The 20,771-nt window shown below is 64.7% G+C and carries 24 protein-coding genes; 10 read left to right on the forward strand and 14 right to left on the reverse strand.

Annotation, left to right across the window (positions count from 1 at the left end; all coding sequences use genetic code 11):
* Window positions 1–59 precede the first annotated feature (59 nt).
* Complete coding sequence (gene tldD, locus ACE3PR_RS08180; protein ID WP_374370775.1) at window positions 60–1,493, forward strand: metalloprotease TldD; 1,434 nt, start codon at window positions 60–62, stop codon at window positions 1,491–1,493.
* Between the two features lie 22 nt (window positions 1,494–1,515).
* Here the strand turns inward: tldD and ACE3PR_RS08185 are convergent, their stop codons facing one another.
* The 6 genes from ACE3PR_RS08185 to ACE3PR_RS08210 all read right to left on the reverse strand — a co-directional run bounded on the left by ACE3PR_RS08185 (window position 1,516) and on the right by ACE3PR_RS08210 (window position 6,334).
* On the reverse strand, window positions 1,516–1,929 hold the full coding sequence (locus ACE3PR_RS08185; protein ID WP_374370345.1) for a hypothetical protein: 414 nt from the start codon (window positions 1,927–1,929) through the stop codon (window positions 1,516–1,518).
* A gap of 135 nt (window positions 1,930–2,064) precedes the next feature.
* The gene (locus ACE3PR_RS08190; protein WP_374370349.1) at window positions 2,065–2,787 is read right to left on the reverse strand and encodes a DUF599 domain-containing protein; all 723 of its coding nucleotides are present in this window, start codon (window positions 2,785–2,787) and stop codon (window positions 2,065–2,067) included.
* 12 nt (window positions 2,788–2,799) lie between these two features.
* Window positions 2,800–3,180 carry a hypothetical protein gene (locus ACE3PR_RS08195; RefSeq protein WP_374370352.1) on the reverse strand — a complete coding sequence of 127 codons (381 nt, stop codon included), beginning with the start codon at window positions 3,178–3,180 and terminating at the stop codon, window positions 2,800–2,802.
* 108 nt (window positions 3,181–3,288) lie between these two features.
* Window positions 3,289–3,669, reverse strand: coding sequence for a hypothetical protein (locus ACE3PR_RS08200; RefSeq protein ID WP_374370355.1), 381 nt, complete (start codon window positions 3,667–3,669; stop codon window positions 3,289–3,291).
* A 113-nt stretch (window positions 3,670–3,782) separates the two neighbouring features.
* Window positions 3,783–5,651, reverse strand: a complete 1,869-nt coding sequence (locus ACE3PR_RS08205; RefSeq protein WP_374370358.1) for an ArnT family glycosyltransferase — start codon at window positions 5,649–5,651, stop codon at window positions 3,783–3,785.
* A 2-nt stretch (window positions 5,652–5,653) separates the two neighbouring features.
* The gene (locus ACE3PR_RS08210; RefSeq protein ID WP_374370361.1) at window positions 5,654–6,334 is read right to left on the reverse strand and encodes a glutathione S-transferase family protein; all 681 of its coding nucleotides are present in this window, start codon (window positions 6,332–6,334) and stop codon (window positions 5,654–5,656) included.
* A 130-nt stretch (window positions 6,335–6,464) separates the two neighbouring features.
* Here ACE3PR_RS08210 and ACE3PR_RS08215 point away from each other — a divergent pair, with 130 nt between their 5' ends.
* Complete coding sequence (locus ACE3PR_RS08215) at window positions 6,465–7,952, forward strand: M17 family metallopeptidase (protein WP_374370364.1); 1,488 nt, start codon at window positions 6,465–6,467, stop codon at window positions 7,950–7,952.
* Between the two features lie 119 nt (window positions 7,953–8,071).
* Here the strand turns inward: ACE3PR_RS08215 and ACE3PR_RS08220 are convergent, their stop codons facing one another.
* Both ACE3PR_RS08220 and secB read right to left on the reverse strand, forming a co-directional pair.
* Window positions 8,072–8,680 (reverse strand): Smr/MutS family protein, encoded by a 609-nt coding sequence (locus tag ACE3PR_RS08220; RefSeq protein ID WP_374370367.1) that lies wholly within the window; start codon window positions 8,678–8,680, stop codon window positions 8,072–8,074.
* Window positions 8,681–8,701: 21 nt separating this feature from the next.
* The gene (gene secB, locus ACE3PR_RS08225; RefSeq protein WP_374370370.1) at window positions 8,702–9,235 is read right to left on the reverse strand and encodes a protein-export chaperone SecB; all 534 of its coding nucleotides are present in this window, start codon (window positions 9,233–9,235) and stop codon (window positions 8,702–8,704) included.
* A 153-nt stretch (window positions 9,236–9,388) separates the two neighbouring features.
* Here secB and ACE3PR_RS08230 point away from each other — a divergent pair, with 153 nt between their 5' ends.
* On the forward strand, window positions 9,389–10,078 hold the full coding sequence (locus ACE3PR_RS08230; RefSeq protein WP_374370372.1) for an SDR family NAD(P)-dependent oxidoreductase: 690 nt from the start codon (window positions 9,389–9,391) through the stop codon (window positions 10,076–10,078).
* Here ACE3PR_RS08230 and ACE3PR_RS08235 read toward each other — a convergent pair.
* Genes ACE3PR_RS08235 through ACE3PR_RS08245 form a run of 3 tightly spaced genes read right to left on the reverse strand, consistent with a single transcriptional unit; the run spans window position 10,075 to window position 11,677 of the window.
* Complete coding sequence (locus ACE3PR_RS08235; protein WP_374370375.1) at window positions 10,075–10,578, reverse strand: GNAT family N-acetyltransferase; 504 nt, start codon at window positions 10,576–10,578, stop codon at window positions 10,075–10,077. The two genes, ACE3PR_RS08230 and ACE3PR_RS08235, sit on opposite strands and share 4 nt — an antisense overlap.
* Window positions 10,579–10,586: 8 nt before the next feature.
* A complete protein-coding gene (locus ACE3PR_RS08240; RefSeq protein ID WP_374370378.1) occupies window positions 10,587–11,141 on the reverse strand; it encodes a histidine phosphatase family protein in 555 nt (184 codons plus the stop codon).
* The gene (locus ACE3PR_RS08245; RefSeq protein ID WP_374370381.1) at window positions 11,138–11,677 is read right to left on the reverse strand and encodes an FxsA family protein; all 540 of its coding nucleotides are present in this window, start codon (window positions 11,675–11,677) and stop codon (window positions 11,138–11,140) included. Before ACE3PR_RS08245 ends, ACE3PR_RS08240 begins: the two co-directional genes overlap by 4 nt.
* 238 nt (window positions 11,678–11,915) lie before the next feature.
* Between ACE3PR_RS08245 and ACE3PR_RS08250 the strand changes: the two genes are divergently transcribed.
* From ACE3PR_RS08250 to ACE3PR_RS08280, 7 genes are all read left to right on the forward strand, one after another.
* Window positions 11,916–12,710: a Tim44/TimA family putative adaptor protein gene (locus ACE3PR_RS08250; protein WP_374370384.1), complete on the forward strand. Its 795-nt coding sequence runs from the start codon at window positions 11,916–11,918 to the stop codon at window positions 12,708–12,710.
* A gap of 188 nt (window positions 12,711–12,898) precedes the next feature.
* Entirely contained in the window at window positions 12,899–14,029 is a 1,131-nt protein-coding gene (locus ACE3PR_RS08255) for a murein transglycosylase A (protein ID WP_374370387.1), read from the forward strand.
* Window positions 14,026–14,832 (forward strand): (Fe-S)-binding protein, encoded by an 807-nt coding sequence (locus ACE3PR_RS08260; RefSeq protein ID WP_374370391.1) that lies wholly within the window; start codon window positions 14,026–14,028, stop codon window positions 14,830–14,832. Before ACE3PR_RS08255 ends, ACE3PR_RS08260 begins: the two co-directional genes overlap by 4 nt.
* Window positions 14,833–14,834: 2 nt before the next feature.
* A complete protein-coding gene (locus ACE3PR_RS08265; protein WP_374370777.1) occupies window positions 14,835–16,253 on the forward strand; it encodes a LutB/LldF family L-lactate oxidation iron-sulfur protein in 1,419 nt (472 codons plus the stop codon).
* The gene (locus ACE3PR_RS08270) at window positions 16,250–16,918 is read left to right on the forward strand and encodes a lactate utilization protein C (protein WP_374370394.1); all 669 of its coding nucleotides are present in this window, start codon (window positions 16,250–16,252) and stop codon (window positions 16,916–16,918) included. Before ACE3PR_RS08265 ends, ACE3PR_RS08270 begins: the two co-directional genes overlap by 4 nt.
* Window positions 16,918–17,769, forward strand: a complete 852-nt coding sequence (locus ACE3PR_RS08275; RefSeq protein ID WP_374370397.1) for a helix-turn-helix domain-containing protein — start codon at window positions 16,918–16,920, stop codon at window positions 17,767–17,769. The genes ACE3PR_RS08270 and ACE3PR_RS08275 overlap by 1 nt, the downstream gene beginning before the upstream one ends.
* A 76-nt stretch (window positions 17,770–17,845) precedes the next feature.
* Window positions 17,846–18,253: a VOC family protein gene (locus ACE3PR_RS08280; RefSeq protein ID WP_374370400.1), complete on the forward strand. Its 408-nt coding sequence runs from the start codon at window positions 17,846–17,848 to the stop codon at window positions 18,251–18,253.
* A 125-nt stretch (window positions 18,254–18,378) separates the two neighbouring features.
* Here ACE3PR_RS08280 and dnaQ read toward each other — a convergent pair whose 3' ends face one another.
* Genes dnaQ through coaE form a run of 3 tightly spaced genes read right to left on the reverse strand, consistent with a single transcriptional unit; the run spans window position 18,379 to window position 20,580 of the window.
* Window positions 18,379–19,071: a DNA polymerase III subunit epsilon gene (dnaQ, locus tag ACE3PR_RS08285; protein ID WP_374370403.1), complete on the reverse strand. Its 693-nt coding sequence runs from the start codon at window positions 19,069–19,071 to the stop codon at window positions 18,379–18,381.
* On the reverse strand, window positions 19,064–19,954 hold the full coding sequence (locus ACE3PR_RS08290; protein ID WP_374370406.1) for a glutamate racemase: 891 nt from the start codon (window positions 19,952–19,954) through the stop codon (window positions 19,064–19,066). The genes dnaQ and ACE3PR_RS08290 overlap by 8 nt, the downstream gene beginning before the upstream one ends.
* Complete coding sequence (gene coaE / locus ACE3PR_RS08295) at window positions 19,951–20,580, reverse strand: dephospho-CoA kinase (protein WP_374370409.1); 630 nt, start codon at window positions 20,578–20,580, stop codon at window positions 19,951–19,953. Before coaE ends, ACE3PR_RS08290 begins: the two co-directional genes overlap by 4 nt.
* Window positions 20,581–20,771 lie beyond the last annotated feature (191 nt).

A 20,771-nucleotide genomic window follows, 5' to 3' on the forward strand; every position in this document is an offset into this window, starting at 1 on the left:
TCTCTAGGCACATTCGCTCGCTCGCGACCTGCCGGAGATGCCCCCTCATGTCGAACCCCATGTCGAACCTCGCCACCACCGATCAATTGTTCTTCGAACGTGCCGGCCTCGATCTCGCCAAGACCGAGCGGCTGGTGGGCGATGCCCTCAATGGTGCCGATGACGGCGAGCTTTATCTGGAATACGAGCAATCGGAGGCCCTCGCTTTCGATGACGGCAAGTTGAAAAGCGCCAGTTTCGACACCACGCAAGGCTTCGGCCTCCGGGCTATATCGGGCGAGATTTCGGGCTACGCCCATGCGAGCGACCTCTCGGAAGGTGCCTTGGCCCGCGCCGCCCAGACGGTGAAGGCGGTCCATGCCGGCCATGACGGCAAGCTCGATCTCGGCCCCATCGGCACCAACCGCCAGCTCTATGCTCCCGACAATCCGCTGAACTCGCTCCCCTTCGGCGCCAAGGTGAAACTGCTCGAGGAAATCGACGCCTATTTGCGTGCCAAGGACCCGCGCGTGCGCCAGGTCATGGCCTCGCTCTCGGCCTCCTGGTCGGCCATTCAGATCATCCGCGGCGATGGTCAGCGCATGGGCGACGTGCGCCCGCTGGTGCGCCTCAACATCTCGGTGATGGTCGAGGAGAACGGCCGCATGGAGACCGGCTCCTTCGGCTGCGGCGGCCGCGTGTCTTACGAAGGCGTGGTGGCCGAGGGCAATTGGAAGCAGGGCGCCGACGAAGCCCTGCGCCAGGCCATCGTCAACCTTTCTTCGATCCCCGCACCCGCCGGCGAAATGCCCGTGGTGCTGGGGCCGGGCTGGCCCGGCATCCTGCTCCATGAGGCGATCGGCCACGGCCTCGAAGGCGATTTCAACCGCAAGCAGACCTCGGCTTTCGCAGGTCTCATGGGCCAGCGTATCGCCGCACCCGGCGTCACGGTCGTTGATGACGGTACACTCACCGATCGCCGTGGCTCGCTCACCATCGATGACGAGGGCACGCCCACGCAATGCACCACGCTGATCGAGGACGGCATCCTCAAGGGCTATATCCAGGACCGGCAGAATGCGCGCCTCATGGGCATGAAGCCCACCGGCAACGGCCGGCGCCAGAGCTTCGCCCATAACCCGATGCCGCGCATGACCAACACCATCATGCTGGCGGGCCCCCATGATCCGAAGGAAGTCCTGGCTTCAGTGAAGAAGGGTCTCTATGCCGTCAATTTCGGCGGCGGCCAGGTCGACATCACCTCGGGCAAATTCGTCTTCTCGGCCTCGGAAGCCTATCTCATCGAGGACGGCAAGATCGGCGCGGCGGTGAAGGGAGCGACCCTCATCGGCAACGGTCCCGATGTCCTCACCAAGGTCGGCATGATCGGCAACGACATGAAGCTCGATACCGGTGTCGGCACCTGCGGCAAGGAAGGCCAGGGTGTCCCCGTCGGCGTCGGCCAGCCCACCTTGCGCATCGACGCCCTCACGGTCGGCGGCACGGCGGCTTAGGGCGAGGCGGCTTAGACTTGCGTCAAGGCAGATCGATTTTTTCTTCGTCTGTTTCAGTACCGACGTGGATCAGAACCCAATCTCCATCGACCTTCACATAAGTGCAGCGGAGATAGAGACTCTGCCAGTCGAAATAGAGCAGGCGCCAAGTTTTCAACAAGGTACCGTTGTAGTCTTTCTCGATCAGGAAATCGTTGACCTTCACGGGCCCTGTCTCGACAATCGGTTGCAGAGTTCTGAAGGCCCCCGCATCAACATTCAGGGCGCCTTTGGATGCCTGGCGGAGAATATTGGGGATTTCGGCGAGCTCATTCTGCGCCACCGCGTCGGCAATCCGTGCGCAGTTCTCTCTCGGCGTATCGACGGCCAGGGCGGCACTGTGACCTCCCGCCAAGACAGCAATCAGAATGAACAAACGTCTAACAACAAACCACATCGTGCATCCCCATCCTTCGCGATAGTTGGCATGCTGTGGCGTATTTTTCTCGACGGTAGCCTACGCCGCAGCCGATTCGACCAAAATTCACGGTAGGTCAAACTACTGCTTGATGCAACCGACGGGGGATCCCGCCTACCGCCACGCGGCGTCGTAATATTCCGCCACACTCTGCTGGCTGCGGCTTTTCACCTGGCGCTTCAGGAGCACCAGCACGACGATGCTGGTGGTGGCCGCGAAGGCGATCGGGTGGATGAACCAGCCGAGCCAGGCCATGGCGAAATAATAGGCGCGGATGCCGCCGTTGAAACTCACCACAGCGAGCGACATGACACGCGCGGCATGATCGGCGAAGCGGTCGCGCAAAGCCGGCTCGACCGGTGCCGCCGGTGCGGCGCCGATGAGGGTGCAGGCGAAATTGAACTGCCGCAACGCCCAGGTGAATTTGTAGAAGGCGACGATGAAGAGGATGACGAGCCCCAGGATCTGGATCTCGAACAGCACCACGCTGGAGCGCGCGACGAAGCCGAAGGATTGAATGACGTCATGGGCGGCGCCGGCATTGCCGAGCACGCCCAGGAGACCGGCGATGATCAGCATCGAGGTTGAGGCGAAGAAGGTGGTTGCACTCACCGAATGGCCGGTCAGCGAGGAATCGATGATGCGCTCCTCGCGGTCCAGCATGCGTCGCATCCAGGCCCGGCGCAGGTGATGCATCATCTGGTTGAGATTGCTGGGCTTGACGTCGTCGGGCGGCAGATGATCGGCAAAGCGGCCGTAGACGAACCACAACACCAGCATCCAAAGCAGCGCCAGCCCATCCGGCCAGGTCCAATGCGCGAACAGCAGGGGCGACAAAGGGGTCCCGCTTCAGGCTGATTTGGCGGGCGCTTTGCCGCCGCGCTGGAAGCGCTTGGTGAAGCCGCGTTCGAAGAAATCGTAGATCGCCGGGCTCATCTCGTCGAATTTGAGGGCGAGCTGCTTCTTACCCCGGTCGTTGCGGACCACCTGGGCGCCGATCTTCATGGTGAATTCGGCATGCTCGTCCTTGATCTTGATGTCGATCTCGACCGGCATCTCGACCAGCAGATGACCGTCGTAATTACCGATCAGCAGACCGCCCAGCGACCAGTTCACCGTATCGGCAATCTGACCGTCGACCTTCACCGTGAAAATCGGCAACGGCAGGCGCTTGTCACGACGGTGCTCGGCGCCGCGCACCTGTCGAAAGCCCATGGTGAAGCTGCTCATGTCTGGGGGAACTCCGCGCTGGCTGGGAGGCAAAGTGTAACAGACAGGCGGAATCCTGTCCCCTGCGATTGGATGGGTGCGATTGGGGACGATGTTTAGCCGCGATTCTTAGCGTTGGCGGCCGCGGCGACTGTGGAACGAGAAGCTGCGCTCGAAGAAATCGAGAATCGTCGGGGTAAGATCGGCGAATTTAACCGCCAGCCGTCGCTCGGGCCGGTCATAGCGCACCAATTGCGCGGTGATGCGCAGGGTGGCGTCCGGATTCCCCGGCCCGGCCGGCCCGTCCTTCACCCAGATATCCATGGTGAATTCCATCTCCGGCCGTGCGGGCGCGTCGAAGCCACGGATCAGCAGGCCGCCCAGCGACCAATTGATTGTCTCGCAAACCTGGTCACCGATACGAACCGCGAAGATCGGAAGCTGCAGCCGCTTGTCGCGGCGGTGCTCCGCGCCGCGGATGACCCGGTAACCTACGGTGAAACTCGTCATGCACAAAAACCATCTGAAGATACACCATAGACAACGCTAAGTTATGATTCCTAAGAAAATTATGCAAGCAAATGAGTCGCAAAATCGCGAAAAAACATTTGTGATTCAATTAGTTAAAAGTTTTGGTTAAGAGCGGCGCCTTGCGTGGCCAGGACGGCGCTGGCGGGCCAGACGGCGACCCAGCGATCCCGGGCCACACCCCGGTAATAGGGGAGGGTCGGGAGCCGCAGCGGGGAGCCGTCGAAATAGCTGACGATGACGCCGGCGGGATGCGCCTTGGCCCAGGCCATCGCCGCCGCCTCGTCCGGGAGCGAGACCGGGGCCGCGCCCAGGCGGCCATAAAAATCGAACTCGCCGCGATAGGGGCCATAAACCGCCAAAGGCTGTCCGGCATCCTGCAATTCCCGCAGCCTCTCCGCCACCGGGGTGAGGTCGAAGAACTGCCGCAGGTTGAAGGGGAACTCGATATTGATGCAGGTCAGCAGCAGCACCGGCAGGGTGGCCACCTGAATGGTGCGCGAAAGCAATTGCATGGGTGAGAGCTGGGCGATGCCGTAACCGGCCACCAGCAGGACCAGCCCCGAGGTCATGCCCATGCCGCCGATCCAGATCGGCAGCGACACGTCGAAGAGCGCGCGCCACAGCACGTCGAGATGCGCCGTGGGGATGATGTTCATCAGGAAGAAACAAAGACCCAGCAGCAGCGCCCACAAGGCCGGCACGATGGCGTGAAAATCGCGCGCGCGAATCTCCTGCGTGGCGAGAAGGCGCGCGCCGAGGAGCGAAAGCGGCAGCACCGCATAGACCAGGCCCTGCATCTGCCAGCCGGTGGCGATGCCGGCGACGATGCTGGCCAGCAGATAGGCAAGGCAGAGGCGGAAGCCGCGGCCCATGGCGGTGCGCATCTGCCGCGCCAGCGCTCGCCACAAGGTCTTCCAGCAGATCCAGGGATAAAGCAGGAGCGGCACCAGCAGGAGCGACCAGATCTCGCGCCTTCCGGCTTCGGTCGCGGGCGCGTTCCAGCCGCTGCCGAATCCCAGGAAAGAAGCCTCGATCCCGGCGCCGGCCAAGGTCGCTTGCCAGGCGAACCAGCCGAGCAGGGCGGGCACGATCGCGATCAGCAGACTGAGATGCCAATGCGGCACGAAGCGGAGGCCCAGGCGCTGCCCGCCTTCCATATTGCCGCCGGTCGCCATGCCGCCGGTAACCATGCCGGTGGTCAATTGCGGTCCGATGCCCTCGCTGAGATAAGGCGGCAGGAGTGCTGCCAGCGGCAGCAGCAGCAAGGCGGCGCTGCCCAGGGTGAAGAAGCTGGCCATGAGGCTGAGCGCGAACACGCCCCACCAGAAGAAATAGCCGATCTGCCGCGGCGTCACCTGCCAGAGATGCGAGAGCGCGTGAAAGCCCAGCGCCGTGACCAGGAGAACCAGAGGCTCCGGCTGCACCATCGTGGCGATAAGGGCAAAGGCGATGGTGCCGATCAGCAGGATGCGGGCATAAAGCTCGGTCAGCGTGCGATGCGGCCACAACTGGAGGGCGGAACGGCCGACGAGGTAAAGCGTGCCGAGGCTCGCCAGCACGCTCAGAAGCCGCGGCCACAGATCGCCGAGGCCGAACAGATGCCAGCCGGCGAGAATCGCCCAGAGATGAAGCGGGGCGAGATTGCCGAGCCCCTCGCCACCCCGTTGCGGCAGCCAGCTGCCGTCCTGCCACATATGCCAGGCGGCGGCGAGGCTTTCCAATTCGATTGGTGCCGTCGGCGGGCGTCCCAGCAAGGCGCCGGCGATGATCGCCAGCCACAGCAGGAACGGCACCAGCAGCGCCCAGCGCAACAGGACCGGCCCCGGCGGCACGGTGACCGGCCGGAGATTCGCTTCGGCGGCGGCGATCTCGGCTTCCAGCAACAGGGATTGCGCGGTTTCCGGCATGGCCGGATCGAAGCCGCGCTCGCCCGTCGGACGATTGTCGCTGCCGCGCCGCATGCTCAATCGGCCTTCTGGAACACGTCGAATGCGATCACCGCGGTCTCGGTCAAGGCGGCGGCTTCCCATTCCTTGAAGGCCGGCCAGGCGAAGATCGCCTCGCAATAGGCCGCACTCACCGGATCCAGCGGGACGCCATAGGTGCGGAAGCGCGTGGCGACGGGCGCATACATGGCATCCGCCGCGCTGAAGCCGCCATAGAGGAAGGGGCCGGCACCATGGCTGCCCTTTTCGCCGAAACGGGTGCGCGCCTCATGCCAGATCGATGTCACGCGGGCGATGTCCTCCTTGGCCAGATGCGCGCGGGATTCCTCGTGCCGGTCATGGGTGATGTCCATGGGCAGGTTGCGGCGCAAGGTCGCAAAGCCCGCATGCATCTCGGCCGAAATCGACCGGGCATGGGCACGCGCGGCGCGATCTTCCGGCCACAGCCCGGCGCCCGGCGCCAGTTCGGCGAGGTATTCGCAGATCGCCAGGGTTTCCCAGACCAGGATGTCGCCGTCGACGATCGCCGGCACCAGACCGGAGGGCGAATGCGCCTTGATCCGCTGATGGGTGTCGTTATTGCGTAGCGGGATGACGATCTCGTGAAAATCGAGGCCGCTGGCCTTGACGGCGAGATAGCCGCGCAGCGACCAGGACGAATAATTCTTGTTGCCGACAATCAAGGTCAATCTGGACATCTTTTCCTCCCCAGGCGGTCGCCATCATAGGGGATTGGGTCATCTTGCCAACTATGCCGACTGGCCGCACCCCGCTAAAATCCACGCCGAAGCCGGCCCGATTCGGCCCGCAAATTCCGAGGAACCTCCCGTGCTCGATCATCTCCTGTCCCGCGCCGCCAAGGCGACCCGCATCCTGCCGCTTGGCGACAAGGCCTTTGCCCAATGGCTGAAGGATCGCCCGGCTGCCCTGCAGGCCTGGATCAAGGCCGCGGGCTTCACCGCGAAACCCGGCAGCTTTTTGCTGCTGCCCGATGGATCGGGCGACGCGCAGATCCTGGCCGGTGTTGAAAGCGGCACCGATCGCTGGTCGCTGGCCGCCTTGCCCGCCGCTTTGCCTGCCGGCACCTATGTCCTGATCGAGGACGACCTCACCCCCGCCCAGGCCGATGCCCATGCTTTCGCCTGGGCCATGGGCTGCTACCGCTTCGCGCGCTATCGCAGCGACAAGAAGGAATTCGCGGCACTCGTCTGGCCGAAGAGCGCCGACCGCATTGTGGTGGAACGCGCCGTCCGGGCGATCGGCCTGGGGCGCGATCTCATCAACACCCCGGCCGAACATATGGGCCCCGGCGATCTCGCCAAGGCGGCGGGCGATGTTGCCAAGGCGCATAAGGCGCGCTTCCGCGAAGTGGTTGGCGACCAACTCTTGAAAGCGAATTACCCCACCATCCATGCGGTGGGCCGCGCCGCCGCCACCTCGGGGCCGCGCGCGCCGCGCCTCATCGACATCACCTGGAAAGGGAAAAGCGGCGAGAAGGGTCCGCTCCTCACCCTCATCGGCAAGGGTGTCTGCTTCGATACCGGCGGCCTCGATCTGAAGCCGCGCGGCGGCATGATGATGATGAAGAAGGATATGGGCGGCGCCGCCACGGTGCTCGCCCTCGCGCAGATGATCATGGAAGCCGATCTCCCCTTGCGCCTCCGCCTCATGATTCCGGCGGTGGAGAATTCGGTTTCGGGGAATGCGATCCGGCCCCTGGATGTCGTGAAGACCAGGAAGGGCATCACGGTCGAGATCAACGACACCGATGCCGAAGGTCGCCTCATCCTTTGTGACGCCATCGCCGATGCCGACGACCAGAAACCCGATCTGATGATCGACATGGCGACGCTGACGGGTGCTGCGCGCGTGGCGCTTGGCCCCGATCTGCCGGCGCTCTTTGCCAATGACGACGAACTGGCGGAGGCTTTGCTGCGCCATGGCCGCGATGCGGGCGATCCTTTCTGGCGCCTGCCGCTGTGGAAACCCTATCGCCGGATGCTCGACAGCAAGGTGGCCGACATCGCCAATTGCGAACCGGGCAGCTTCGCCGGTGCGATCACGGCCGCACTCTATCTGCAGGAATTCGTCTCGCCGCAGACCAAATGGCTCCACATCGATACCTATGGCTGGACGGCGGGGAGGGGTGCGGGCCGGCCCGATGGCGGCGAGCCGCTGGGCTTGCGGGCCCTCTTTTCCTTCATCGCCGAATGGGCGGCGAAGAGCGGCAAATCCGGCGCCAAGATCCTCGCCAAACGCCCGGCACCACGCCCCGCCTCGAAGCGCACCACCCCGCGCCCGCGGGGGAGAAGGTAGGGCGTATATTAATATTCGTCATGGTACGCGCAGGCGTACCATCCACGAGTTTCGATGTGACTGAGGAAAGAAAGTCGTGGATGGTCGGCCTTCGCCGACCATGACGATTCAATGAATCGTCACTTCTCTCGCTTCAACAACACATAAAGCGCGCCTTCGCCGCCATGCTCGGGCCTTGCCTGGCTGATGGCGAGGATCAGGCGGCGCATCGCCGGCTCGTTGAGCCAGCGCGGCACGTTGGTTTTGAGGATTCCGCTCTTCGATTGCGTCATGCCCTTGCCGGTGATCACCAGCAATTGGCGCTTTCCCGCCTTGTAAGCGCGCTCGATGAAATGCTGGAGCGCGTCATGGGCTTCGGCCTGGGTGCGGCCGTGAAGATCGATCTTGCCTTCGATCGGCAATTGGCCACGGCGGAAGCGTTCGCCCTGGCGCTTGTCGATCCCCGGCATGGCGCCGGGAATCGGTGTGGGGGTGAGCAGCGGCGCTGGTTTGGGTGCTGCCACGACCGGCGCCGGATTGGGCGGTGGGCCTTTGGCTACCTTGGGCCGTTTGCCCGGCGGTGCCTTCGCGGGCGCCACTTTGCTCTCGGGCGGCGGCGCATCCTCGCCCCCAATGCCTTTATCGGCCGGCGGCTTCTTCACGCGCTTGCGCTTGAGCGGCGTCACCGATTTCGCGACGGCCTGCCACAAGGCAAGCTCGTCATCGGTGAGGCGCCGCTTGGCGGCCATGGCGGGGCGAGGTACCGGTTGTTAGGCGTTGCCGACGGGTGCGCCGACGCTGGCGGCTTTCTGGGCCTCGGCCTGCTTCAGCAATTCTTCGCGCTTGTCGCGGTAGAGGGCCACGAAATCGACCGGGTTGATGAGGAGCGGCGGGAAGCCGCCGGCGGCGACGGCGCTGGCGATCACCTGGCGCGCGAAGGGGAACAGCAGGCGCGGCGCCTCGATCATGACCAGCGGCAGGACATGCTCCTGCGGTACGCGCCCCAAGCGGAACGAGCCCGCATATTCGCATTCCACCAGATAGACCGAACGCTGGCCGATCTTGGCATCGACCGAGAGGAACAGGGTCACTTCGATGTCGGGGGGCGTCAGCGGCTTCACCTTGACGTCGACCCGGATCATGCCAGTCGGTGCTTCGGTCAATGCCTGCGGGGTTTCGGCCCCCAGCGGGTTCTCGAACGAGAAATCCTTCAGGAATTGGTGCAGCACCACCAAGGCGGGGCCGGCTTCGGCCTGGGTACCCGCAGCCTGGTCGGCCGGATTGGTCTTGGTTTCTTCAGTCATGGCAGCAACTCCTGGAAAAAGGTTGCGGTTCCGCTACCACCCTTCCGCTGGGTTTGGCAATAACCGCCTTCCAGGCCGTGCCGCCGCTTGACCGTGAAGCAGCCGCATGGGCAATCTGCCGCAGCGAATATCCAGCGGAAAATCGGGGGCAATATGAGCCGTTATGCGATCGTCGTCGGTGCCGGATCGGGCCTTTCCGCCGCTCTGGCCCGGGCCTGTGCCGCTGATGGCATGAAACTGGTCCTGGTCGCCCGCGATATCGCCAAACTGGCGCCCCTGGTGGCTGAACTCGGTGCCCGCGCCATGGCCTGCGACGCTGGAGATTCCGTGGCGATCGACCGGCTCTTCGCGGTGGTCGAGCGCGATTTCGGCATTCCCGAACTGGTGGTCTTCAATGCCGGCTACCGCGCCCGCGGCCCGGTGACCGAGATCGATCCCCAGGAAGTCGAGATGGCGCTCCGCAACAATGCTCTCGCTGGCTTCCTCACCGGCCAGGGGGCGGCGCGGTTGATGCTCAAAGCCGGCAAGGGCTCGATCTTCTTCACCGGCGCCACCGCCGGGGTGAAGGGGTTTGCGGGTTCCGCGCCCTTCGCCATGGGCAAGTTCGCTTTGCGCGGCCTGGCGCAGAGCCTGGCGCGCGAGCTTGGACCCAAGGGCATCCATGTGGCACACATCGTGATCGATGGCGGCATCGCCGGGACACGCAGCGGCCGCGATCCGGGCGAAGAGGACAAATACCTGCAGCCCCAGGCCATCGCCGCCAGCTATCTCGCCCTCCACAAACAACCGCGCAATGCCTGGACCCAGGAACTCGACCTCCGCCCCTGGGTCGAGACGTTCTAGCGCCGCAGCGTCAGATAGACGCTGTCGAACCATTTGCCGCCGATCTCGATGGTCTTTTCCGCAAAGCCGGTGCGGAGAAAGCCGATGCGCTCCAGCACGCGCAGGCTGGGGCCGTTATCGGGATCGACATCGGCGCGGATCTCGGTGAAGCCCAGGGTATCGAAACCGAAGGCGCAGAAGGCGTCGAGCGCCTCGCGCGCATAACCCTGGCCCCACAAGGCGGGATCGAAGAAGAAGCCGATCTCGTCACCCTGCCAGAAGGCGACACGGCCGATCACGCGCGCGCCCAGCAGCACGGTATAATCATGGGCGCGGCCCGCCGCCCCTTCGCCGAGGCTCAGTTCCACCCAGCGGATCGTCTCGGCCATCTCGGTATGCGGCAGGGTCGACCAATAGCGCATTACCGCGGGGTCGGAGAGAAAAGGATGCAGGGCAGCGGCATCCTCCCGCTGCATCGGCCGCAGGGTGAGGCGCTCGGTGGTGAGGATGGGGAGTGCCAAGACAGGTATTACCCGACCCGCTGCGCCTTGCGCTGGCGGGTGGGATCGTAGGGCACCAATTCGGCGTTCTGCGCCGAATGGCCGGTCAGTTGCAGGATGAAGGCCCAATGACTCGCCACCACCACATGCTGCCAATCGGGCAAGGCGGCGGCGCGGGCCTGGAAACGGGTGCAGCGCAATTCGACCTGCTCATGCGTCTCGTCGAGATTGGGCCACCAGACTTCCGGCAGATGATCGAAGGCCAGCGCCGGCCAGGCTTCGGCCAGTTTGCTCCGGGGGCTGCCGATATCGCATTGATAGAAGGCGCGCTCATGCACCAGGGGCTCGATCTCGATGGGGAGGTTGAGCACGCGCGCCACGATCTCGGCGGTTTCGATGGCACGGGTATAGGGGCTGGCCCAGACCCGCTTCAGGGCGATGGGGTGGTCCTTGAGGCGTGCCGCCGATTCCGCGACCTGCCGCTTGCCCAGCGCGGTGAGCTTGGGATCGGGAATGCCCGGGTCGCGCCCGGTGCGGTCGTGATGGGCGTTGAATTCCGATTGGCCGTGGCGGATGAGGATCATGTCTGGTCGTCCGATTGGTCGATGATCTGCGGCGGCTTGCGCCAGCCGCCGGGGCGTTTGTCTTTTTCCGGCGTTTCGCCGTCATCTGCTGCCGGCTCCACCACTTCGAACTCGCCTTCGATGATGGTGGTGGTCCGGGCACCGGGTCCCCGGCTTCCCGCACCTTGGCCGCGATAGACCCGCGTCTCGAAATGCCGCGCCATGCGCCGCAGCAGGAAATTCCGCGTCCAGGGCAGCAGCAGGAAGAGGGCCAGGAAATCGCTGACGAAGCCGGGCACCACCAGCAGCAACCCGGCGATCACGATCACGGCGCCGTCGATCAGGCTGTGGCCGGGCTCGCGCCGCTCATTCATGGCGGTTTGCAGTTTGGTGACGGCATTGAGCCCGCCCTGGCGGATGAGCCCGATCCCGCCCAGGGCCGCCGCCAGCACCCAAAGCAGGGTGGGGCCAAGGCCGATCCGGCCGCCGATCACCACGAATCCGGCGATCTCCAGCAGCGGCAAAAGCAGGATGAGCACCGTCAGCAACCGGATCATCGTCCCATTCTCTCGATAATCACGCCCAATTGTCCTCCCGAATCCGAAAAACCGAGCAATTCCCGCGCCACCGGCCGGCGTCAGATGGGTGCCAGATGGGTGCCAGACTTGCTGACATCCGGCCGGCTTCCTATGTAGAATGCCGGATCAAGGCTTTAGCGCATGGTGGCTGGCCGGTCCAGCGGACCCCCGCCGGCAACGACCGCCACCGGAGATCGTTTCACAAGGATTACCGCTCTTGCAGCATCTCGACATCGTCTTCTTCGCCATCGTGGCTGTGGTCCTGGGCTGGAAGCTCTATTCCATCCTGGGCCGCCGGACTGGTCACGAGCGCCAGATCGATCCCTTTGCGCGCCCCAATCCGCCCGAAACCAAGAAGGGCGAGCGCGGCCGCACGATCGATCGCGACGAACCGGACGCGCCGATCCAGATCGGCACCCGCCGTCCCGAGGGCCGTCCCGAAGCCCGCCCGCATCTCCGGCCGGTGGAGACCCGCGCCGAACCCGCCGCCGGCCCGGGTGCCTCCATGCAGCCTCGTGACCGCCGCCAATTGGAAGCCGAGATCGCCGCGGCGCCGGAATCCCTGCGCGATGGCCTCGAGGCGATCCGCAAGGCCGATCCCAGCTTCAACCCGATCGATTTCGTGGCCGGTGCCAAGATCGCCTTCGAGATGATCCTGATGTCCTTTGCCGAGGGCGATACCAAGACCCTGCAGCCGTTGCTTGGCGCCGACGTCTATCAAAGCTTCGCCGCCGCCATCGAGGCGCGCCGCAATGCCGGCCATCGCCTGAAGACCAATCTGGTCGGCATCACCCATGTCGAGATCGCCGATGCCGAACTCAAGGACAAACAGGCGCAGGTCACGCTGAAAATCACCAGCGAGCAGATCGACGTCACCGAGGATGCGAGCGGCCAGGTGATCGAGGGCGATCCCGCCCGCGTCGATACCCTGGTCGATCTGTGGACCTTCGCCCGCGACACCACCTCGCGCGACCCGAACTGGCAATTGGTGGCGACGCAGAGCCCGGCCTGATCGCCGATTTGTTTTCCCCTCCCCCTTCAGGGGGAGGGTAGGGTGGGGGCATTGCAGTGAAGATTGTGCGAACCCATGCCCCCCTCCCGACCTCCCCCCTGAAGGGGGGAGGGGATCAATGGAAAAATATTGTCAGGGGAAATACCGAGGGGATGCGGGGAAGAGCGGGGGAACAACGCCGTCCAGCCATGATCCGTCGCATCGCGGTGGCGGTTGCGCTGTTCTCGCTCGCTGCCTGCACCCCGCCCGATGTGCCGGCGGGTCTCAAGCTCAAACCCGCTTCCTATGCCTCGCTGCCCGGCTGGGGCGAGGATGATTTCGCCGGTACCCTGCCGGCTTTCCTGAAAACCTGCCAGGCGCTCGCGAAGCGCGCGCCGGACGAGGCGATCGGGCCGCAGGCCCTGGGTGGCCTGGCCCGGGATTGGCAGGCGCCCTGCGCCGCCGCGCGCGATCTGGCTCCCAAGGCCGATCCCGCCACGACGCGCGCCTTTTTCGAGCGCTGGTTCGTCCCCTTCATGGCCGAGGATGATCGCGGCCGCGCCGGCCTGTTCACCGGCTATTACGAGGCCGAGATCGACGCGGCGCGGGCGCCCGATGCGCTTCATCGCTATCCGCTCTACGCATCACCCAGGGGCGGCACCACGCTTACCCGTGCCGAGATCGAAGCCGGCGGCTTGAAAGGGCAGGGCCTGGAATTCCTCTGGCTCAAGGATCCCGTCGACGCCTTCTTCCTGCAGGTCCAGGGTTCCGGCATCGTGACGCTCAACGATGGCGGGGAAATGCGCATCGGCTATGCCGGCAATAACGGCCACGGCTTCGTTGCCATCGGCAAATTGATGATCGAGGAAGGCATTATCGACCGGGATTCCGCCTCGATGCAGACGATCCGCGCCTGGCTACGTGCCAATCCCGACCGGGCGCAGGAATTGATGAACCGCAATCCGCGCTTCATCTTTTTCCGCGAGGTGAAGGATGGCCCCGTGGGTGCCATGGGCGTGACGCTCACCGCCGGGCGCAGCCTCGCCGTCGATCCCGCTTTCGTGCCCCTGGGGCTGCCGCTTTGGCTCGATACCACCTGGCCGGTCGATCACGGCGCCATCAAGCGCGGCTCGCCGCTGCGGCGCCTGATGCTGGCCCAGGATACCGGCTCGGCCATCAAGGGGCCGGTGCGCGGCGATTTCTTCTGGGGCAGCGGCGAGGAGGCGCTGAAATTCGCCGGCGCCATGAAGAATCCCGGCCGCTGGTTTCTCCTGTTGCCAGTGACCGCGGCGGCGCGCAAAACTCTCGACGTCATCGATGTCGTCAGCAGCTTGAAGTGAGTACCAGCTTGTCCAGCCAGCCCAATCGTGGCTCAGCCGAGGCGCAAGGGCGCCATGTCGCGCTCTTCGTCACCTGTCTCGTGGATCTCTTTCGCCCCAGCATCGGCTTTGCCGCGGTGAAACTGCTCGAAGCGGCGGGTTGCCGCGTTTCCGTCCCGGATGCGCAGACCTGTTGCGGCCAGCCCGCTTATAATTCCGGCGACCGCCAATCCGCGCGCGCCATTGCTCAGAACACGATCGCGGCGCTGGAGAGCTATCCCTTCATCGTGGCGCCCTCGGGCTCCTGCGCCGGCATGCTGAAGCATCACTATCCGGAACTCCTGGCCGACGACAAAATCTGGGGACCGCGGGCGCAATCCCTGGCCGACCGGGTCTACGAGCTCACGCAGTTTCTCGCCGAACAATGCGGCAAGACCGATTTCGGCGCGGTGCTCGGCGCGCATTGCACCTATCACGATTCCTGCTCGTCCTTGCGCGAGATGCGGGTGAAGCAGGCGCCGCGCGATCTCCTGGGCGCCGTCGACGGGCTGAAGCTAACCGAGATGGCGGAGACCGATGCCTGTTGCGGCTTCGGCGGCACCTTCTGCGTCAAGTTCCCCGAGGTCTCGAATTCCATGGCGGCGCGCAAGGTCGAGACGATCAACGCGACCGGCGCCGATCTATTGCTCGCCGGCGATCTCGGCTGCCTCATGAACCTCGCCGGCAAACTGAAACGTGACGGTTCCGGAATCGAGGTGCGCCATGTGGCCGAGGTTTTGGCCGGCATGACCGACGCGCCGGCGATCGGGGAAGAACGCCGATGAGCATGACCCCCACCGCCAACGCCTTCAAGAGCAACGCCCACGGCGCGCTCAAGGACGCGCCCCTGCAGGAGGCGCTCGGCATCGCCCGCAACCATTCCATCCACACGCGGCTCAACACCATCGCCAAGCTCCCCGAATTCGAGGATCTGCGCGATATCGGCCGCGATCTCAAAAACCACATCATCGCCCATCTCGATCAATATTTGATCCAGTTCGAGCAATCGGTGAAGGATCGCGGCGGCCATGTGCATTGGTGTCCGGATGGCGAGAGCGCCCGCGCCAAGGTGCTGGAGATCTGCCGGACGGTGAACGCCAAGACGGTCACCAAGGGCAAGTCGATGATCGGCGAGGAAATCGGCATCAACGATTTCCTGGAAAAGAACGGCATCGAGCCCATCGAGACCGATCTCGGCGAATACATCATCCAATTGCGCGGCGAGACGCCCAGCCACATCATCGGCCCGGCGCTCCATGTCACCAAGGCGCAGGTCGAGGAAACCTTCCGCGAGGCGCATCAGGATCTCGATCCCCAGCGCAATCTCGATGACGCCGCCAGTTTGATGGCGGAAGCGCGCACGAAATTGCGCGCGGGGTTTTTGAAGGCCGATGTCGGCATCACCGGCGCCAATTTCCTCATCGCCGATGAAGGTGCGACCACCATCGTCACCAATGAAGGGAATGGCGATCTCACGCAAACCCTGCCGCGCATCCATATCGTGCTGGCCTCGATCGAGAAGGTGGTGCCCAGCCTCAAGGACGCGATGACCCTGCTGCGCGTCCTTGCGCGCTCGGCCACCGGTCAGGAGCAATCGGTCTACACGACCTTCTCGGCGGGACCGCGCCGCCCCGGCGATCTCGACGGGCCGGAGGAATTTCACGTCATTCTCATCGACAATGGCCGCTCCGGCTATCTCGGGTCCGATTTCGAGGAGATGCTGCGCTGCATCCGCTGCGGCGCCTGCCTCGATCATTGCCCGGTCTATCATTCCGTGGGCGGCCATGCCTATGGCTGGGTCTATTCCGGCCCGATCGGTTCGCTGCTCAATCCCGCCATCATCGGCATCGAGAACGCGAAGCCCCTGCCCAATGCCTCGACCTTGTGCGGGCGTTGCGAATCCGTCTGCCCGATGCGGATTCCCATTCCGAAGATGTTGCGGCACTGGCGCGAACGCGAATTCGAACATGCCTTGGCACCGCAGGCCGAACGCTCCGGCATCCGCTTCTGGGCCTTCTTCGCCAGGCGACCGCTGCTCTATCGCTTTGGTACGCGCGTCGCTGCACGGGTTCTCTCCGCCATGGCCGGCAAACGCGGGCGCCTCAAAAGCGTGCCTTTGGCCGGCGGCTGGACCCAATTCCGCGACCTCCCGGCACCGCAGGGCCGCACCTTCCACGACCAATGGCGCGCGAGGAACGGATCATGACGGGAACCGGTCGCGAGCGCATGCTGGCCGGCATCCGCGCCGGCATCGCGCGGCAGGCGGAACGCCGTGCGGGTGCGCCGGCGCCGACGAAGCCGACGCCCCTGATCCCCGCCCGCGCCACGGCGCCGGGTGTCGATGTGGTGGCGCTCTTCCGGGAACAGCTCTTGAACGCCAAGGCGACGCTCGACGAGGTGAAATCGACCGAGGATGTGCCGGCGGCGGTCGCACGTTATCTCGCCGCGCAGAATGCCGAATCCCGCATCCGCCTCGCCCCCGATCAACGCATCGCCAATATTCCCTGGGACAAGGTCCCGCTGCTCGAAACCTCCAGCGGCCGCTCCCATGGCGACGACCCCACCAGTGTGACACCCGCCGTGGCGGCGGTGGCGGAAACCGGCACCATGGTACTGCAATCCTCCGGCGATACGCCGACCACGCTTCATTTCCTCCCCGACCAGCATGTCGTGGTGATCGCGAAGGACCAGATCGTCGGCACTTATGAAGATGCCCTGGCGCGCGTGAAACGCGGTCCCGACGGCGCCATGCCGCGCACGATCAATTTCGTGACCGGTCCCTCGCGCAGCGCCGATATCGGCAAGATCCTGCTGATGGGTGCCCACGGCCCCAAGCGTCTCCATGTGATCGTGGTGGAGGACGGGTTCTGATGGCGAGCCTGCGCCGGATGACCGGTGCAGCACCCGGCTCTCGCTGGGAAGCGTTCTTCGCCACGCCCGATCCCCGTCTCCGCAACCATGTCGTCGGCGATTACCAGGGCTGGCAGGAATGGGCCGAGGCACCCATCTTCCGGCCACAGCTTCCCATCGTGATGGTGCCGGTCATCCTCAATCTGGGGCCGCTTTGGGAGATCGGTGCGCCGGATATGCCCTGGGGCACGCCGCGCGCCTATGATTCCTTCGCGGCCGGCCTCCATGACGGCATCGCCACCACCCTATCCGGCGGCAATGCCGTCTGCCTGCAGATCAATCTGACGCCGCTCAGCGCGCATCTCCTTTTCCGCCGCCCGATGGCCGAGCTTGCCAATCGCACGATCGCCTTCGAGGAACTCCTGAGCGCGGTGGGTGATGAACTCATCGACCGCTTGCGGCACGCGCCGGATTGGGAAGCGCGTTTTCAGATCGTCGATCATTTCCTGCTGTCGCAACTCGGCAACCGCGCGGCCAGCCGGGAGATTTCCTTCGCCTTGCAGCAATTGCAGCGCAGCCATGGCAGTGTGGAGATCGGCGCCCTCGCCAATGACCTCGCCTGGAGCCGCAAGCGGCTCATCGCGCGTTTCCAAACCGAGATCGGCCTGGCGCCCAAGACCATCGCCCGGCTCTGCCGCTTCAACCGCATGCTGGCCTTGCTGGAGCGGCCAAAAGACCGCGGCCTCGCGGAACTTGCCGTTATCGCCGGCTATTATGACCAGGCGCATTTCAACCGCGACTTCCGCGATTTCGCGCGGGCGACGCCGGGCGAATATCTGGCGGCCTTGCCCAGTCGGCCCGCCACCCATTGAGCGGGAAATTCGTCCAAGAAGGCGGGAGCGGGGAAAGTTAGACTGCGCGCCGAAACCGTTCCTCAAGGAGGCAGCCATGACCGAGACATCCGCATCCGCCGCGATCTTTCCGGCCCTGAAATATGACGACGCCCCAGCCGCCATCGATTGGCTGGGCAGGGCCTTCGGCTTCTCGAAACACATGGTGGTGCCCGATGACAAGGGCGGTGTGGCTCATGCCGAGCTCAGGATCGGCGGCGCCATGATCATGCTGGGTTCGATGGGAAAACCCGATCCCACCAATCCCTGGACCACCGAGCGCCAGGGTGTCTATGTCCAAATCACCGATATCGACGAGCATTACGCCCGCGCCCAGGCGGCGGGTGCGAAGATCGAACGGCCGCTTGCCGACACACCCTATGGCGCCCGCGAATATTCCGTGCGCGATCCTGGCGGGCATCTCTGGTCCTTCGGCACTTACGATCCGTTTGCGCCGCAGGAATAGTGTTTTCGAGAAAAAATCTTCGTCATCCTCCGCGAAGGCGGAGGATCCACGACTTGCCTTGCTGCGCCTGATGAAAACTCGTGGATGGTCCGCCTTCGCGGACCATGACGGCCAAGAACTGCTCGTCACTGCAGCCAGACCGAATCCTTGAGCTTGGCGACGAAAGCGGCATGCGCTGCCAGTTCTTCTTCGCTCGGCGCATGCGGGCGGGGTGGCCGGGCCGGGCGGTCGCCCTTGGGCGTGGCGCGCTTGGCAAAGTTCATGCCCGCGGTCGTGGTTTCTTCGGCACCCAAAGTGAGGCCGGTCTGCCGCCCGCCCAGCAATTCCAGATAGACATCGGCCAGGAGCTGCGCATCGAGGAGCGCGCCGTGAAGCGTGCGGTTGGAATTGTCGATGCCGAAGCGTTTGCACAAGGCGTCGAGCGAGGCGGGCGAGCCCGGGAACTTCTTCCGCGCCATGATCACGGTATCGATCGCCCGCTGCATCGGCACGGCCTTCTTGCCGGCTTTCTCCAGTTCGTAATTGATGAACTTCATGTCGAATTCGGCGTTGTGGATCACCAGCGGCGAATCTTCGATGAAGGCCAGAAAATCCTCGGCGAGACTCGCGAATTTGGGCTTGTCGGCAAGGAACTCGGTTGAGAGGCCATGGATGCGGAAGGCCGCTTCCGGCATGTCCCGCTCGGGGTTGAGATAGCGGTGGAAATTGCGCCCGGTCGGGATGTGGTTCATGAGCTCGAGACAGCCGATTTCCACCAGCCGGTCGCCGGTCAAGGGATCGAAGCCGGTGGTTTCGGTATCGAGGACGATCTCACGCATGCTGGCGCATTCCGATGACATGATGGGGCAGGGGCTCGAAGCTGAGCGGCTCGCTGGCAAGATGCCCCCGATAGAAAGTACTGGCAAGCGCCGAGACGCGCGCCGGATCGCCGGTCGTGTAGCAGCGGATCGGGGCGGGAAGCGGGCCGAAGCTCTTCATCTCCGGATGGCGGAAGAGATAGGCGGTCAAGGCCTCCGCCGTGCGCTGGGGCTGCGAGACGATGCGCGTGGCCTCGGGCAAAGCGGCGCGGAACAGATGCTCGACCAGCGGATAATGCGTGCAGCCCAGCACCACGGAATCCAGGGGCGCCCCATCCAGCTGCGCCATCAAGGCCGCGACATGGCCGCGGATGCTCTCTCCCAGAACGGCTTCCTCCGCCCCCGCCTCGATGAGCCCGGCAAGGTCGTGGCAGCCCTGCTGGAAGACGCGGAGCTTGGGCGCGCGCTTCGCTACCTCATGAAGATAGGCACCGGAGGCAACGGTGGCTGGTGTCGCAAAGACGCCGAGCGTCTCCGGCGTACGTTGCCAATCTGCCGGCCCCGCCAGGGCATGCCAGGGATTTTGCGCGATCTCCTCGATCATGGGCACGAGCACGCCGAGGCAGCGATGATTGGGATAGGCCTCCGGCAGCCATTCCTGCTGTAACCGCCGCAAGGCGATGGCGGCCGCCGTGTTGCAGGCGAGGATGACCAGCGTGCAGCCGAGGCCGAACAGGGCGGCGACGCCGTTCCGGGTCAATTCCAGGATCGCCTGGGGATCGCGCGCGCCATAGGGTGCGTTGGCATGATCGCCGAGATAGATGAAACGCTGCCGGGGCAGGCGCTGGGCGAGGGCCGAAAGGATCGTGAGCCCGCCATGGCCGGAATCGAACACGCCGATCATGACGCCTTGTTCTTCCGCATCCGCCGTACCACCCGCATCAATTCCACCAGGGTTGGGCGCCGCCCCAGCCCCGTCTCCACCACCCAATCGGCCCGTCGCCGTTTTTCGGCATCGGGCATCTGCTGGCCGAGGATCTGGGCAAAGCGCGCTTCGCTCATATTCGCCCGCTTCAATACGCGCTGTTTTTGCAGAAATTGTGGCGCCGTCAGCACGACCACCCCATCGCAGCGTCTTTCGCCGCTGGTTTCGTAAAGGAGCGGGATGTCGAGCACGGCAAGGTTCCGGCGGCTGGCGCGGCAGCGCCGCAGGAAGGCGGCTTCCGCCTCCCGCACCATGGGATGCAGGATCGCTTCCAGCCGCCGCATCTCGGCGGGGCGGTCAAAGACCCGGGCTCCCAGAGCCTTGCGGTCAATGGCGCCCGCCTTTTCCACCCCCAGGCTTTCCACCCCCTGGCTTTCCACCCCGGGAAAGGCCGCGGCCACGGCCTTGACCGCCCGCCCGCCCGGCCCCAGCAGCGCATGGACGGCGGCATCGGCATCATGAACCGGCAGGCCCAGCCGCCGCAGCATGGCGGCGGCGGTGGATTTCCCCATCCCGATCGAACCGGTCAGTCCCAGAATGCGCATGCCCACCGATGGCGGTCGGGACCGATTCTTGTCAAGCGATGGCAAAGGCATTTTGCCCCTCCCCCCTTCAGGGGGGAGGTCGGGAGGGGGGCATGGGTTGGCACCAATCTTCACCTGCATGCCCCCACCCTGCCCTCCCCCTGAAGGGGGAGGGAAATGATGCTCGAGCGCCCAATCCACTTCTGTGACTC

Origin of the sequence: Dongia sp., assembly GCF_041909655.1 — a bacterium.
GTDB lineage: Bacteria > Pseudomonadota > Alphaproteobacteria > Dongiales > Dongiaceae > Dongia.